The following is a 14929-nucleotide window of genomic DNA, read 5'->3' on the forward strand; positions in this document are numbered from 1 at the left end:
GGAAAGAAACTTGATTATACTGCTTCCTTTATTTCAGACTTCAAACTTCAAACTTCATACTTCATCTTACCCCCGCAACTGTGATACCAATTGTTTGGGGTTCCAGTAGGCGCGGGTTGTTTGAATTTTGCCATCTTGGTTAATCTCGAAAATGGTGATTCCTTCAAAGCTGACTGATTTACCAGTTTTACTTACTCCCTGCATTGTCCACTTGACGGCTGCTTCATTAGCAGCGACAAAAATATGTTCAGTTGTGGCGGCTAGTTTTTCAAATACAGCTTGCAATTGCCCGATAAATCGGTGATAATCTTCCCGAATCTTGACTGGAGGTTCACCGACTGGATCATGACTCACTGCATCTTCAGCAAAGTTCTCTATCCAGCCTTCTGGATTCATAGCGGTAATGTTGCTAAAGTAGGCTGCAATTATGGTTTCAATGGCGGTGCTTGACATGACTGAGTTTGCTGGTTGGAAAGAGAAAATTAACATAGCTTATACAAGCTATCATTTCTAGAGAGAAATTAAACAGTAACCTTGAGGTAAGTAAGTTGCTAAATTAAAGTATGAAGTATGAAATGTAAAATTTCATTCTTCTGCTATTCAATCCAAAATCTAAAATCTAAAATCTAAAATTCTCCTGCCTCCTGCCTTCTACTACAACTCTGTGATTAGTGGAATATTACAATACCTGCGAACTGCGTTAAACCAAAATCAAGATTACCGTGACACCGTGACGAAGATTCACTGGTGGCGGATGGTTGTCATCACTGGTGTGGGAGTTACTGCTTTGGTGTGGGGAATGCGGGAACTGAAGTGGTTACAACCTTGGGAATTAAAAGCTTATGACCAAATGTTGCGATCGCGCCCTCCAGAACCACCAGATCAGCGACTATTAATAGTTACAATTACTGAAGAAGATTTGGCAAAATTCAAATGGCCATTATCTGATGCCACAATCAATCAGTTATTAACCAAACTTGAGTCTTATCAACCCCGCCTTATTGGTCTAAATATTTATCGTCCATCTCAAAAAAATCTTGCGGCTAGAATTGCTAATCAAAATAATATTATCGCTACTTGTTTATTAAGCAGTCAAGGTAGATCAGAAATTTCGCCGCCGCCCAATTTTCCTCTTGATAATGTTGGTTATGGCGATGTACTCTCTGATATTCAGGAAGACCAAATTGTTCGCCGGAGTTTATTATTTGCCGAACCAACTAATAGCAATAAATGTGCAACACCATTTTCCTTTGCTGGTTTAATGGCAATTATTTATTTAGAAAAACAAGGGATAAACGTAGATTTTACCAAAAAATATGTCCATCTTGGTAAAACCACTTTCCCTATCCTCACTGCTAATTCTGGTAGTTATGTAGGGATGGATGCCGCAGGTTATCAAACATTATTAAATTATCGCCATCCCGATCGCCTGGCGCAAACAGTTACTCTTTCTCAAGTTTTCAACAATCAAGTTAATCCCAACTGGGTCAAAGATAAGTTAGTCATTATTGGTACAACCGCTACTAGTATTTATCCGGGGGTATATACTCCCTACAGTGCTTTACCAAACCATCCCACTAGAACATCAAATTTATTTATTCATGCCCAGATAACCAGCCAGATTCTCAGTACAGTGTTAGATGGTAGACCATTAATTTGGTATTGGCCTGAGTGGCTGGAAATAATCTGGGTGTTGGCTTGGTCTTTGCTAGGTAGCTTTCTAGGCTGGCGGTGGGGACATCCCCTAATGCTGTTGGTTGTGGGAGGTGTAGTCCTCGCTAGTTTAGTCGGAATTTGTGCTGGTTTATTTTTACTTGCGGCTTGGATACCCTTAATTCCCCCAGCGACGGCCTTTGTGTTTAGTAGTGTGGGGATGTTAGTTTATACAGCGTATAACACCCAAAAGCAAACTAAATTAATTATTCAGCAAGTCGAACAACAACAAGAAGCGATCGCTCAATTAAATATTCTCTTAAAAGAAACTACCTCTGCCACAGAAGCGACTAAAATTATTGACCAACATACCCACACAGCAGCCACAATTACACAACCCGAAAAAAGAACTGGTGATTTACTGTTGGGTGGACGCTACCAAATTTCCAGAGTGTTGGGCGCTGGTGGATTTGGACGTACTTATTTAGCCAAAGATACTCAACGTCCTGGGAGTCCTACTTGTGTTGTCAAACAATTAATGCCGGCACGTCGAGACCCAAAATTTTTAGAAGTCGCCCGCAGATTATTTAATACCGAAGCCGAAATCTTAGAAGCTTTAGGGAAACATCCCCAAATCCCCGCCTTGCTGGCTTATTTTGAAGACCAACAGGAATTTTATTTAGTCGAAGAATACATTGCTGGACATACACTCCACGAAGAATTAGCACCTGTACATGGCGCAAAAACCGAAATTTTTGTGATTGAAATGCTCAAAGGTGTATTAGAAGTTTTAGCATTTGTCCATGAACATCGAGTAATTCACCGAGATATTAAACCCCACAATATTATTAGAAGTAATCAAGATAACCGCTTAGTTTTAATTGATTTTGGTGCAGTGAAATTAATGCAACCACCAACTAGTGAACAAACAGAATTACCCACAGTTGCTATCGGCACAAGGGGCTATGCACCACCAGAACAATTTGCCGGACATCCGCGCTTATCGAGTGATATTTATGCTTTGGGAATGATGGCAATTCAGGCGATTACTGGTATTCTGCCCCAAGAATTACAACCAGACCCAGACACAGGTAATATTATGTGGCAACCCACAGCCCAAATCAGTGCCGAACTCAGAATAATTTTAGATAAAATGGTACGCTATCATTTTAGCGATCGCTACCAATCAGCCGCCGCAGTCCTCCAAGACTTAAATCAAATTACCGACAAATAAACCTTGTCAGCTGTTAAACATTTAATTTGCACATTGAGGCCGCAGGGGTGCAGGGAGCAGGGTGCAAGGGAGAGGTTTTGCAGCTTTTATTACCATTAACATGGTGCAATTTAAATGACGATTAACTTATAACTCTCTTTGTGCCTTTGCGCCTCTGCGTCTCTGCGCGAAATAAAAAAATCCTGTTCCACCACCTTATTTTTGAATTAATATTATTTGGTTATATCTAAATTAAATTCACTATGACTCTAGAAAAAGAACCTAAAATAACAGGTATTTATGAAGTATGTATTGGTGTTCCCGACCCAATTTTTGCCATTCAATATTGGGAACAATTTGGTTATCGGATTGGGCAAGTTGGTCAATTACCTGCGGCGATAGCTTATCAATTATATGGTGTAAATTCTGCTTTGCGTTCCATTCGCCTATATCATCAAAATGCAGATCATGGGTTAATTCGGTTGATGGTTTGGCAAAATCCCACTAATCAAGGTTTGGGGTTAGCATCCATGAAAACTAAGGGAAATCGTTGGGCAACTACCCTCACTTCTGATATTTTAACAATTTTAAATCATGCCGAAGAAGCCAAAGCTGCTGGTTTTTCAGTGCGCTATAGCATTCCCTACTGGGAAGTAATTTACAACAAGGAACGCAAAAGCCGCCCTTTTATCGACCAAACTGTTGGGGTGCGAGAAATGTTACTACTGCAACCCTTAACTCGACAAGTTTTGTTTCAACGATTTGGTTACACCATCCCAAATTACGGACATATCAACGAAGCATCGGTATTTAAAACCAGTCAATTTACCCATATAGGGATTATTGTTCAAGACGATAGCAAAACTAGCCTGAAGTTTTATGAGGAAGTTTTAGGTTTGTTGCGTGTGCGAGATGATGTGGAAACTAGCTATGATTCTTCACCCGCAGGTCGAGATTTATTTGACCTCAAGCCGGGGGAAAAATTTATCGTCACAACCTTTGATGATCCTCGTTCTTCCCAAACTGACTTAATGGCGGCGCGGAGTGGAAGACTTTACATAATTCGCTTTCCCGAAGCGATGAACGTAGAATCAAGGTTTGAAGCCGCCCAACCAGGAAGTTTAGGGATGTCATTGTATACTTACCGTGTGCAGTGCATCGAGGAATATTGCGATCGCATCAAATCCAGTCAAGTGCTAAATTTTACGAACATCATCGAAAATGAGTTTCGAGAAAAAAGTTTTTCGTTCACCGCACCAGATGGCTATTTCTGGAATTTAGTAGAGACTGTGTAGACAGGAAGTAGGAAAGAAGCCTTATCTTAAGTGTACTGATTTTTTTTATAAATCAAATATAGGAATACGGTTTGATTCCTGAATCTAGTTGTGTAAGCAGGGAGTAGGGAATGGGGAGTAGGGAGTAGGAAAGACGGCTGATTTGGGTGTACTGATTTTTTTATAAATCAAATATGAGTTTTAGATGGTTTTTAAAATTACGATGAATTCTAAAGTATGCTTTGTAAAAAAAGTGTTTTTTTCTGCCATTTTGGCAACTTAAAACTAGGCAATATTGCTATGCTAATAACAAGAAAAACATCCTAAATTAGAGCAATATTAATTCTTCCTCTGGTGACAACAGTAAAAACCAGGGGATTTTTTATAGCGGGTGACAGTTGATATCATGTCCGGCAAATCAGTTATGATTCAACACATCTGTGCAGAAGGACAAAACTCTTTCTCCCCCTTCTCCCTGCTCCCTGCCCCCTGCGGTCTTTATGATAAGTCTTTTACCGGACACGATATTATGGGATTGCGCCGCTTGCAATGACGGAAAATATTATATTTATTTACGTCTTTCTACTTATTTAATGTTTATTTTACAAGTAGCCTCTCAAAGCTAAAACAGTTTACTGATAATACAGCTAAATCCTGGTAACAAAGGACTAGTTAATTCATCTTGACTGTATAAAGTGGCAACAAGTTTTAAAACTCCCTGTTCTCGTCGGTATACTTCCACTTTCTGCTCCCGCCGGTCAAAAATCCAATATTCTAAGACTCCCTGTACTGAATATAATTTGAGTTTTGCTTGGCGATCGCGTTTCTCATTCTTGTCGCCATCAGACAACACCTCCACTACCAATTCTGGTGCGCCTGTCAAATGTCCAGCTTCATCTAAAACTGTCGCTAGGCGCTCATGACTTGCCCAAACTACATCAGGAATCACATTATCTGCATCTGCAAAAATAATCCCTGGAGTAATTGCTACTTCTCCCAGTCCACTCTCCTCTGACCAAAGCTTCAGCACTGTGCCGATGTTAATACAAATTGCTTGATGCTTCCAGTGCGGCGCTCTTGTCACAAATAATTCCCCATCAATGATTTCATAGCGATGATTGCGATCGCTCTCAAAGAGTGCTAAATCTGCTATTGTCCATCGCACTTGACTGGCTGGTGTGCTGTTCATCAAAATTTTCCAGCAGATAATTATTTAAATCATAATCAAAATAACAATGTAGAGACGTTGCATCACAACATCTCTACAAATTGGTGCATTCTGCCGCAAAATGTTAATTAGGTACAGCCACTGTCGCCCCATCAGCTACTGGTTGACTTTGATATTCAGCGACAATTTGACGGAATTGTTCTCCTTCAATGGTCTCTTGTTCAATCAAAATCTCTACTAAATGGTCAACTAATGTGCGGTTTTCTTGAATCAGGCGTTTTGCGGTGTCATAGGATTGATTGACAATTTCCCGTACTTTGCGATCAATTTGGGAGGCAATTTCTTCGGAATATTCGGATTTGTTCATCCAATCACGCCCTAAAAATACCTCACTATTGGGCGCTTCTAAGCAAAATTGCCCAATTTCGGACATACCATACTGTGTGACCATCTGCCGCGCTATGGCTGTGGCTAATTCTAATTTGCGGTTTTCGCGCATTCCACCAGTAACTTCTGGTAAACCAAAAATTACTTCTTCGGCGGCTCTTCCTGCCAATCTGGCGGTAATTCTGGCTAATAGCTGCGATCGCGACATGAGAAAATGTTCTTCGTCGGGGGTGAACCAAGTTAAACCCCGTGACTGTCCGCGCGGAATCAAAGAGACTTTTTGTACTGGGTCATGGTCTTTGAGCAAGGTTCCGACGATGGCGTAACCAATTTCGTGATAAGCAATTAAGCGTTTGACTTTGCTATCTACTAAGGGTGTACCTTCCATCCCCGCTACTACGCGGTCAACTGCATCATTAATTTCTAAGATGGTGATGGCATCTTTGCGTCTTCTGGCGGTGAAAATGGCGGCTTCGTTGAGTAAGTTGGCTAAATCTGCACCTGTAAAACCTGGTGTCCGCCGTGCGATCGCTTCTAATGATACACTCTCATCAATTTTCTTATTTCGAGCATGAACTTGCAAGATTTCCAATCGCCCTTTTAAATCTGGCGCATCGACAATTACTTGTCTGTCAAAGCGTCCGGGACGTAATAAGGCTGCGTCTAAAACATCGGGACGGTTGGTAGCAGCAATAATAATGATGCCTGTATTACCTTCAAAACCATCCATTTCGGTCAGTAATTGGTTGAGGGTTTGTTCCCTCTCATCGTTCCCACCGCCAATACCCGCACCCCGTTGTCTACCTACCGCGTCAATTTCATCAATAAATATCAAACAAGGGGCATTTTCCTTGGCTTTTTTAAACAAGTCACGCACACGAGAAGCACCGACACCAACAAACATTTCCACAAATTCCGAACCGGAAATGCTAAAAAATGGCACGCCTGCTTCACCAGCGATCGCTTTTGCCAGTAATGTTTTACCTGTACCTGGCGGCCCGACTAACAACACACCTTTGGGAATCCGTGCGCCGACAGCCGTAAATCTTTCTGGCTGCTTCAAAAAGGTGACAACTTCTTGTAATTCTTCTTTGGCTTCTTCTACACCTGCCACATCGTCAAATTTTACCCCTGTTTTGGCTTCCATTTGGAACCGCGCTCTGGATTTGCCAAAGTTCATCGCTTGGTTAGAAGCATTGGTGGAGCGACGCAAAAACAGTAACATTAATGCTACCAGTGGCAAAATCCACATCAAATTGATTAACAACCCAACAGCAGCCCGACTGTTAGCAGAAGAAACTTCCCCAAACTCGACGTTTTTGGCTTTGAGTTTATTAATTAACTCTGTATTTTGATTTAAAAGTCTGACTTGTAGCGGTGGTGTATCTGGCTTCTGCCCTTGTAAATATACTTTGGCGGTTTGTTCGGTTTCATCTAACTCAACTTTTCTAACTTCGCCTTTTTCGGTTCTTTTAATCAACTCGCCATAACTAATTTCGCGATCAGCTCTTTGTGCCAGGGCTGGCGTACCGCCCACAATATTTGGCAACATCATTAAACTGGCGATTAACGCCCCAGACCAAGCCACAGATTTTTTTGTTCGCTTTTGGCGGGTTTTGCCTAACTCTGAGTTGGCCTTAGTTGGTTTGATTATGGGCGATCGCTGTTGCATCAATGCCTGTCTCCTAAAATTTTTCATATCATTTAACCCTTTTTTTGCTGGCATGAGCTTCGCGCTGATTTTATGCCTCTTTTTCTAGCAAAAATTGTAATAACTGGAAATCACGGTTTTTTATCTAGTCTAACTTCTACACCAAACTATTCCCTACTCTCTTTACCTATGCTACTCAAGGAATTTTATTTTAGTGGGAGAAATTATACTCCTGGTCTGTGGGGAGTGTGGGGAGTGTGGGAGGTGTGGGGAGGTGTGGGGGGTGTGGGAGGTGTGGGAGGTGTGGGGAGTGTGGGAGGTGTGGGAGGTGTGGGAGGTGTGGGAGGTGTGGGGGGTGTGGGAGGTGTGGGGAGTGTGGGAGGTGTGGGGAGTGTGGGGGGTGTGGGAGGTGTGGGGGGTGAAGCAAGCTTGACTGACTATTTGCTTGAGTACAGTTTTTTGTGACTTCTCATCTCTACTGCTGCGACAAATTTGACTACAAAACCATAACTCGCTAAGATAAGCATAGTCGTAATGACTATGAGTTGCAATCGTAATTTTGTACAAGTAGTTCATCTCATTAATTGAAAGAAGTGGGAGTGGTCAGATCCCCGACTCTTCTTAAAGAAGTCGGGAATATAGCAGCCTATATAAATTGCTGAAAGCCTATAACTCTTTCTTCATTTCAGACTTCAGACTTCTTAATTTGTAATGGATGAGGAAATTATGGTGAAAATTGTTGGCATTGGTGGTAGTTTAAGACCTAACTCTTACACACAGTTGGCTTTAGAAGTTGCAGCCCAAAGATTACAAGCCATAGGTGCAGATGTAGAAATTTTGGATATACGGCAACTACAGCTACCATTTTGCAACGGTGAAAAAGAATATCCCGGTTATCCTGATGTTAAACGCTTGCGTGATACTGTCAGTGGTGCCGATGGATTGATTTTGGCAACACCAGAGTATCACGGCGGCGTGAGTGGCGTATTAAAAAACGCCCTCGATTTAATGAGTTTTGAAGAACTATCGGGGAAAGTCACAGGACTTATTAGCGTTTTGGGAGGTCAATCTAATAGCAACGCCCTCAATGATTTACGCTTAATTGTGCGCTGGGTACATGGTTGGGTGATTCCAGAACAAATCGCCATCGGCCAAGCCTGGGGTGCTTTTAACCCAGAAGGTAAATTATTAGATGAAAAACTTTCCCAAAGATTTGACGAATTTGCTCAAAGTTTAGTTGATAGCACTCGCAAACTCAAAGGCATCAATTAAATTTGTCGGGTGGGCAAAAATTTGCCCACCCTACTGGCTCAATCTTTTTTGTATACCTAAATTGCCTTGTAAACCGCCAGTGTGAATTAGTAAAATGCGATCGCCCTTACTAAAAAAACCCTGCTGTAATAAATCCATCACCCCATAAAACATCTTGGCGGTGTATACATAATCTAAAGGTATACCGTAGATTTGCTGAAAGTGCTGGCTAAACTTTAGTAATTCATCGTTAACTTTGGCATAACCACCAAAGTGATAATGACAAATTAATTCCCGCGCACACAAAGATTTATTTGATATAGGTAAATCAGCCGCCAGATAATTCTGCAATAGCGTTTCGATTTCTTGTTGCAGAAATCCACCATTTTTGAGAACCGGAAAAGCAATTCCTTTTTGCTGTGGAGTGAGAGAAAGTAAAATCCCCGCAAAAGTAGTACCCGTTCCACAAGCAACGCAAATAATATCAAAATTTTCTGCTTGTTGGAGAATTTCTGTACAGCCCAGCACACCATTTAAATTACATCCACCTTCAGGAATAATAAACACCTCACCGTAACGTTCTTGAAGTTCTGCTTGTAATTCTGGAGAATTGCGTTGTTTGTAAACAGTGCGACTTATGTAGACAAGCTGCATCCCCTGTTCTACCGCAAAACTCAACGTCGGATTTAGTGGTAGCGTTTCTTCACCACGAATTACACCGATGGTCTGCAAACCAAATAACTTACCTGCGGCGGCGGTGGCAAAAATGTGATTAGAATAAGCACCGCCAAATGTTAACAATGTGGTGAAATTTCTTTTTTTTGCTTCTAACAAATTGTATTTCAGCTTATACCACTTATTACCGTTAACCCAAGGGTGCATCATATCAAGACGCAGTACCGATATTTCCACACCAGCACTTTCGATGATGTCGCTATGAATTTGTTGTGTCGGTGGAGGCAGAAATATTGAGGTCATTTTTAATGCTATAGGACTAATATTTGATTTCTGAAATGTACTGGCGTGGCAAGGCTAAAATGTTGCATTAAAAACCTATTTTATCCGCGTTCATCCGCGTCCATCTGCGGTTAATTTTATACTTTATAATGTAATATTTTAGTCTAGATAGTCCACTACACATACTGAGATTTTTTCATAAATCGAATCGGATTCCTATATTAAATACCTTACTTCTATCAGAAGTCGGGTATTTTATCATTCAAAACTAATGGTACACATTGATATAAATCAATGGTAAACCAAATTGAGTCATGAATAAAACTTACTAATGAGTGTCTTTAGAAATTGGCATTTTACTAATTGAAGATAACAGTCCAACATAATAGTAAGCAGATTCACTCCAGATAAATTGATTTTTGGAGAAACCCAATGGTTGCACTTACAGAAAATACTTCAATTCTTGCTAATCCATCACGTTTAACTATCCAAACTATTAAAATAGCCACTCAAACTACTGCAATTCGTTGCCTTGATTGGGACAGAGAGCGTTTTGATGTTGAGTTTGGTTTACGCAACGGAACGACATATAATTCTTTTTTAATTCAAGGTGAAAAAATTGCTTTAGTTGATACTTCTCATCGCAAATTTGAGGAACTGTATCTAGACATATTAACAGGATTAATTGAGCCAACAAAAATAGATTATTTAGTTATCAGTCACACAGAACCCGATCATAGTGGACTAGTTAAAGATATCTTGCAATTAGTACCAGATATTACTGTTGTGGGTGCCAAGGTGGCGATTCAATTTTTAGAAAATATGGTTCACCAGCCATTTAAATCGATTACGGTAAAAAGTGGCGATCGCTTAGATTTAGGTAATGGTCATGAATTAGAATTTATTTCAGCGCCTAACCTGCATTGGCCAGATACAATATTTACTTACGACCACAAAACAGGTACTCTCTTTACCTGTGATGTGTTTGGAATGCACTACTGTGATGACCATACCTTTGATGAAAATTTAGCCATCATTGAAGAAGATTTTCATTATTACTATGATTGCTTAATGGGGCCAAATGCTCGCTCAGTTTTGGCAGCATTAAAACGTATTGAAAAATTAGAAATAGCCACAGTCGCCACAGGACATGGGCCATTATTAAAGCATCACATTACTGAATGGCTAGACCGCTATCAAAATTGGAGTTTAGAACAAACTAAAACTGAGCAATTTGTTGCTATATTCTACACAGAAGATTACGGTTACAGTGAGACGATCGCACGTTACATTGCACATGGCATTACCAGAACTGGAGTAGTCGTAGAATTAATTCCTCTGAATAGTACTGAACCGCAAGAAATTCGGGAATTAGTCTCACAAGCTGCGGGTTTAGTCATCGGAATGCCACCCCAATCTGCTACGCTTGCTCAAACAGCATTGAGTACGATATTAGCTGCGGCTCATTATAAACAAGCAATTGGTTTATTTGAGTCGGGTGGTGGAGAAGATGAACCAGTGTATCCGTTGCGGAATAAGTTTCAAGAAATTGGTTTAACGGAAGCTTTTCCACCAATTTTAATTAAAGAAACTCCCACCAGAGTGACAGAACAATTGTGTGATGAAGCGGGAACAGATATCGGACTTTGGTTAAACCGCGATCGCGCCATCAAACAAATCAAATCCATCAACACTGATTTAGAAAAAGCTCTTGGGCGCATTAGCACAGGCTTATATATCATCACCGCTAAAAAAGCAGAAATTCAAAGCGCCATGTTTGCTTCTTGGGTGACACAAGCCAGCGCCAGTCCGTTTGGTGTAGCCATTGCTGTGGCGAAAGAACGCGCCATTGAATCATTAATGCACGTAGGCGATCGCTTTGTGTTAAACGTCCTGGAAGAAGGGAAGTACCAAGGCTATATGAAACACTTCCTCAAGCGTTTCCCTCCTGGTGGCGATCGCTTTGCTGGCGTGAAAACCTATGCTGCTGCTAATGGTTGTCCAATTCTGGCTGACGCTTTAGCTTACATAGAATGTGAAATCACCAGTCGCATGGATTGTGGCGATCATTGGGTGATTTATAGCACCGTCCAAACTGGAAGAGTCGCAAACATCAACGGACTCACCGCCGTTCATCACCGCAAAGTTGGTAATCACTACTAAATCAAGTCACAAGTAAAAAGGTAAAAGTCAAAAGCGAATAGTAATGAGTCAAAACAAAAGACTTAATTTTACCTTTTTACTTAATTAATTACGCAGTCTATATTCACATAAAAAGCCATGTATAAGCCTGTTGATGATAGTCCAATTACCGCCTACGAAATTAATAGAGTTCGTGTTGTTCGCAGCTTGGAAATGATTCAAGATGTGATTGTAATTTCATTATGTATTGGCTTATTTAGCTTCATGGCAATTCAGGTGAGAGATATGTTTCTCTCCCTACTTCCTCCGCTAAATTTCCAAGTTGTGACTGCTGATATTTTGTTTTTGTTGATTTTAGTTGAGTTGTTCCGACTGCTGATTATTTACTTACAAGAACAACGCATATCTATTGGTGTGGCGGTAGAAGTTTCGATTGTTTCTGCTTTACGCGAAGTAATTGTTAAAGGTGTACTGGAAACTAATTGGACTCAGGTTTTAGCAGCTTGTGCATTTTTATTAGTGCTAGGAATTCTCTTGATTTTAAGAGTTTGGCTACCACCAACTTTTGAAGGTATTGACCCAGAACAACAAATATCCCAACGCTACAGAAAAAATCGTCAAAATCAACAATGAATTAGGAAGTATGAAGTATGAAGTATGAAATGAAAACTAAAGCATAAAAATTTTTGCTTCATACCTCACACTTTATACTTTTAAAACTTCACACTTCAGACTTATTTAAGAGGTTACTATGTCTATTGCTACTATCACACCCAGCCGTCCGAGAGATGTCCAGGTTGCTGAAATTGGACAAAATACAATTATTTTGCGATCGCGCACATGGGACAGACTAAAATTTGAGGTTGAATATTCCCGCCAAAAAGGCACTACAGCCAACTCTTATTTAATTCAAGCTGATAAAAAAGCTGTAATTGACCCGCCTGGTGAATCGTTTACTGAAATCTACATTCACGAATTAACACAACATCTAGATTTAGCAACCCTAGATTACATCATTCTTAACCACGTCAACCCCAACCGCCGCACCACACTGAAAGTCTTACTGTCTCATGCACCACAAGCGACAATAATTTGTTCTCGTCCGGCGGTTAATGCTTTAAAATCCACCTTTCCCGAATTAGAGTCACACATTCAAGCAGTACGTTCAGAAGATACTTTAGATTTGGGACAAGGCCATTTGTTGTCATTCGTGACTGTACCCACTCCCCGTTGGGCAGATGGACTCTGTACTTATGATTCTGCAAGTAAAATTCTATATACAGACAAATTTTTTGGCGCACATATCTGCGAAGATAAGCTTTTTGACGAAGACTGGAAAAAATTAGACGCAGAACGACGTTATTATTTTGAATGTCTTCATGCACCCCAAGCTAAACAAGTCGAAGTTGCTTTAGATAAATTGGCAACATTAGGTGCAAGATATTATGCACCAGCACATGGCCCGGTTGTGCGTTATAGTTTGAGTCGGTTTACTTATGATTATCGCCAATGGTGTCAAGGGCAGAAATCCCAGGAATTTAGCGTCGCCTTATTATATGCTTCCGCTTATGGTAATACGGCAATTGTAGCGAATGCGATCGCTCAAGGATTAATTCAAAACGGCATTAATGTAGAATCAATTGACTGCGAACTAGTAGACACAGCCGAAATTACTCGCATTATCGAAGCCTGCGACGGCTTTATTATCGGTTCCCCCACTTTAGGCGGTCATGCACCCACCCAAATTCAAACAGCCTTGGGGATAATTTTATCAACAGCCGCTAAAACCAAGTTAGCAGGTGTCTTTGGTTCCTACGGCTGGAGTGGTGAAGCCATTGATTTACTAGAAAGCAAACTCACAGATGCAAATTATCGCTTAGGTTTTGAAACCATTAGAGTGCGCTTTAGTCCCACAGTTGAGACTCTGCAACAGTGTAAAGATGCAGGTGCTACCTTTGCTCAAACCTTGAAAAAAACCAAAAAACTGCGTGTTCCCCGCCAAGCCGTTACAGAAGCACAAGTAGACCGCACAGAACAAGCCGTCGGGAGAATAGTTGGGTCTTTGTGTGTGGTAACAACTCGTGACCAAAACAGTCACAAAGGAATTTTAACTTCTTGGGTATCACAAGCCACCTTTAATCCACCTGGAATTATGATTGCAATTTCTCCAGAACAAAATGCTGATTTAATGCGTCATCCCGGTGATAAATTTGTGTTGAATATTCTCAAAGAAGGTAGAAATGTGCGCCGCTATTTTTCCCGCCAAAGTACTTCCGGTGATAACCCATTTGCGAATCTTTCTACCCAAACTGCTACTAATGGTTGTTTGATTCTTGATGACGCATTAGCCTATTTAGAATGCACAGTCCAAAATCAAATAGAATGCGGCGATCGATGGTTGATTTATGCTGTTGTAGATAAAGGCGAAATGTTAACCAATGATGGCATGACCGCAATTGAACATCGCAAATCTGGTAGTTTTTATTAATCAAAACCTAACTATACCAATTCTGTATGAAGATGCACTGAATTAAAGAACGAACCACATAGACGCGGTAGCGGCTTCCCGCAGGGTAGGTCGCAAAGAACACAAAGAAAGACAAGATAAATTAAATGCAGCCTCACATAGAATTGGTATTAGTCTATGCAAGTTGTCCCTAAGCTTGTCGAAGGGTCGAAGTGCTAGGCTTTGTTTATTTAGCCCCAGACTTTTAGTCTGAGGGTTCTATTTAATTGAGATCATTACGATTAGGTTTTGGCAATTGCAGTACTTCAGAAAAACGAGAATATTTAACCATATCAGTAGGCGGATAATCTGCCGATACTGCAATTAACCCTACTTTGATATCCTCGAAATAAATCACACCTCCAATTCGCCGTTCCACAAAGAAAGCTCCATGAAATAAATGATGTTCAGCAATATAAATTAAGAAAAGGTCAGTAATCTTAATTTCTCTGCCAAACATTTGCTGACAAGTTTTGCTAATAACATTATCGAGGTATTGATTATAAGCAGGCTCACCCAAGTCAGTAAATTCTGGATGATCGGCAAAATTATCCATATAAAATACCCAGATATCGGATAAGTCGGCTTCATCAGTCAGTTTTTGTTTGAGTGTCTGCCATTGATCGTTTTTCATAGTATAGAAATTGAAGACAGTAATGTTAAACCAATTCGCAATTACTTGTTGTAACGAGGATTTAAACCCCGCCACAACACTTGCAGCTTGATA

12 protein-coding genes are annotated in these 14929 nt (G+C 40.6%); 7 read left to right on the forward strand and 5 right to left on the reverse strand.

The features are described 5' to 3' along the window. Window positions 1-66: 66 nt before the first annotated feature. Window positions 67-453 carry a nuclear transport factor 2 family protein gene (locus H6G74_RS15040; RefSeq protein WP_190968440.1) on the reverse strand — a complete coding sequence of 129 codons (387 nt, stop codon included), beginning with the start codon at window positions 451-453 and terminating at the stop codon, window positions 67-69. Between the two features lie 211 nt (window positions 454-664). Here H6G74_RS15040 and H6G74_RS15045 point away from each other — a divergent pair, with 211 nt between their 5' ends. Then, window positions 665-2887 carry a CHASE2 domain-containing protein gene (locus H6G74_RS15045; RefSeq protein WP_190968441.1) on the forward strand — a complete coding sequence of 741 codons (2223 nt, stop codon included), beginning with the start codon at window positions 665-667 and terminating at the stop codon, window positions 2885-2887. A gap of 242 nt (window positions 2888-3129) precedes the next feature. Beyond that, on the forward strand, window positions 3130-4161 hold the full coding sequence (locus H6G74_RS15050) for a VOC family protein (RefSeq protein ID WP_190968442.1): 1032 nt from the start codon (window positions 3130-3132) through the stop codon (window positions 4159-4161). A gap of 601 nt (window positions 4162-4762) precedes the next feature. Here H6G74_RS15050 and H6G74_RS15055 read toward each other — a convergent pair. Next, complete coding sequence (locus H6G74_RS15055; RefSeq protein WP_190968443.1) at window positions 4763-5329, reverse strand: Uma2 family endonuclease; 567 nt, start codon at window positions 5327-5329, stop codon at window positions 4763-4765. Between the two features lie 103 nt (window positions 5330-5432). Further along, entirely contained in the window at window positions 5433-7394 is a 1962-nt protein-coding gene (ftsH, locus tag H6G74_RS15060) for an ATP-dependent zinc metalloprotease FtsH (protein WP_390849951.1), read from the reverse strand. Window positions 7395-7535: 141 nt separating this feature from the next. Between ftsH and H6G74_RS15065 the strand changes: the two genes are divergently transcribed. Together H6G74_RS15065 and H6G74_RS15070 are read left to right on the forward strand one after the other, a co-directional pair. Continuing rightward, window positions 7536-7811 carry a hypothetical protein gene (locus tag H6G74_RS15065; RefSeq protein ID WP_190968444.1) on the forward strand — a complete coding sequence of 92 codons (276 nt, stop codon included), beginning with the start codon at window positions 7536-7538 and terminating at the stop codon, window positions 7809-7811. Between the two features lie 261 nt (window positions 7812-8072). Then, window positions 8073-8618, forward strand: a complete 546-nt coding sequence (locus H6G74_RS15070) for an NADPH-dependent FMN reductase (RefSeq protein WP_190968445.1) — start codon at window positions 8073-8075, stop codon at window positions 8616-8618. A 30-nt stretch (window positions 8619-8648) separates the two neighbouring features. On the opposite strand, the gene H6G74_RS15075 is transcribed toward H6G74_RS15070, so the two are convergent. Further along, a complete protein-coding gene (locus H6G74_RS15075; RefSeq protein WP_190968446.1) occupies window positions 8649-9575 on the reverse strand; it encodes a 1-aminocyclopropane-1-carboxylate deaminase/D-cysteine desulfhydrase in 927 nt (308 codons plus the stop codon). A gap of 411 nt (window positions 9576-9986) precedes the next feature. Here H6G74_RS15075 and H6G74_RS15080 point away from each other — a divergent pair, with 411 nt between their 5' ends. From H6G74_RS15080 to H6G74_RS15090, 3 genes are all read left to right on the forward strand, one after another. Next, entirely contained in the window at window positions 9987-11717 is a 1731-nt protein-coding gene (locus tag H6G74_RS15080; RefSeq protein WP_190968447.1) for a diflavin flavoprotein, read from the forward strand. A gap of 117 nt (window positions 11718-11834) precedes the next feature. Continuing rightward, a complete protein-coding gene (locus tag H6G74_RS15085; RefSeq protein WP_190968448.1) occupies window positions 11835-12329 on the forward strand; it encodes a phosphate-starvation-inducible PsiE family protein in 495 nt (164 codons plus the stop codon). Window positions 12330-12447: 118 nt separating this feature from the next. Then, window positions 12448-14184 carry a diflavin flavoprotein gene (locus H6G74_RS15090; protein ID WP_190968449.1) on the forward strand — a complete coding sequence of 579 codons (1737 nt, stop codon included), beginning with the start codon at window positions 12448-12450 and terminating at the stop codon, window positions 14182-14184. A gap of 241 nt (window positions 14185-14425) precedes the next feature. Here the strand turns inward: H6G74_RS15090 and H6G74_RS15095 are convergent, their stop codons facing one another. Beyond that, the gene (locus tag H6G74_RS15095; RefSeq protein ID WP_190968450.1) at window positions 14426-14836 is read right to left on the reverse strand and encodes a hypothetical protein; all 411 of its coding nucleotides are present in this window, start codon (window positions 14834-14836) and stop codon (window positions 14426-14428) included. Window positions 14837-14929: the final 93 nt, after the last annotated feature.

Source organism: Nostoc spongiaeforme FACHB-130 (genome assembly GCF_014698475.1).
GTDB lineage: Bacteria > Cyanobacteriota > Cyanobacteriia > Cyanobacteriales > Nostocaceae > Nostoc_B > Nostoc_B spongiaeforme.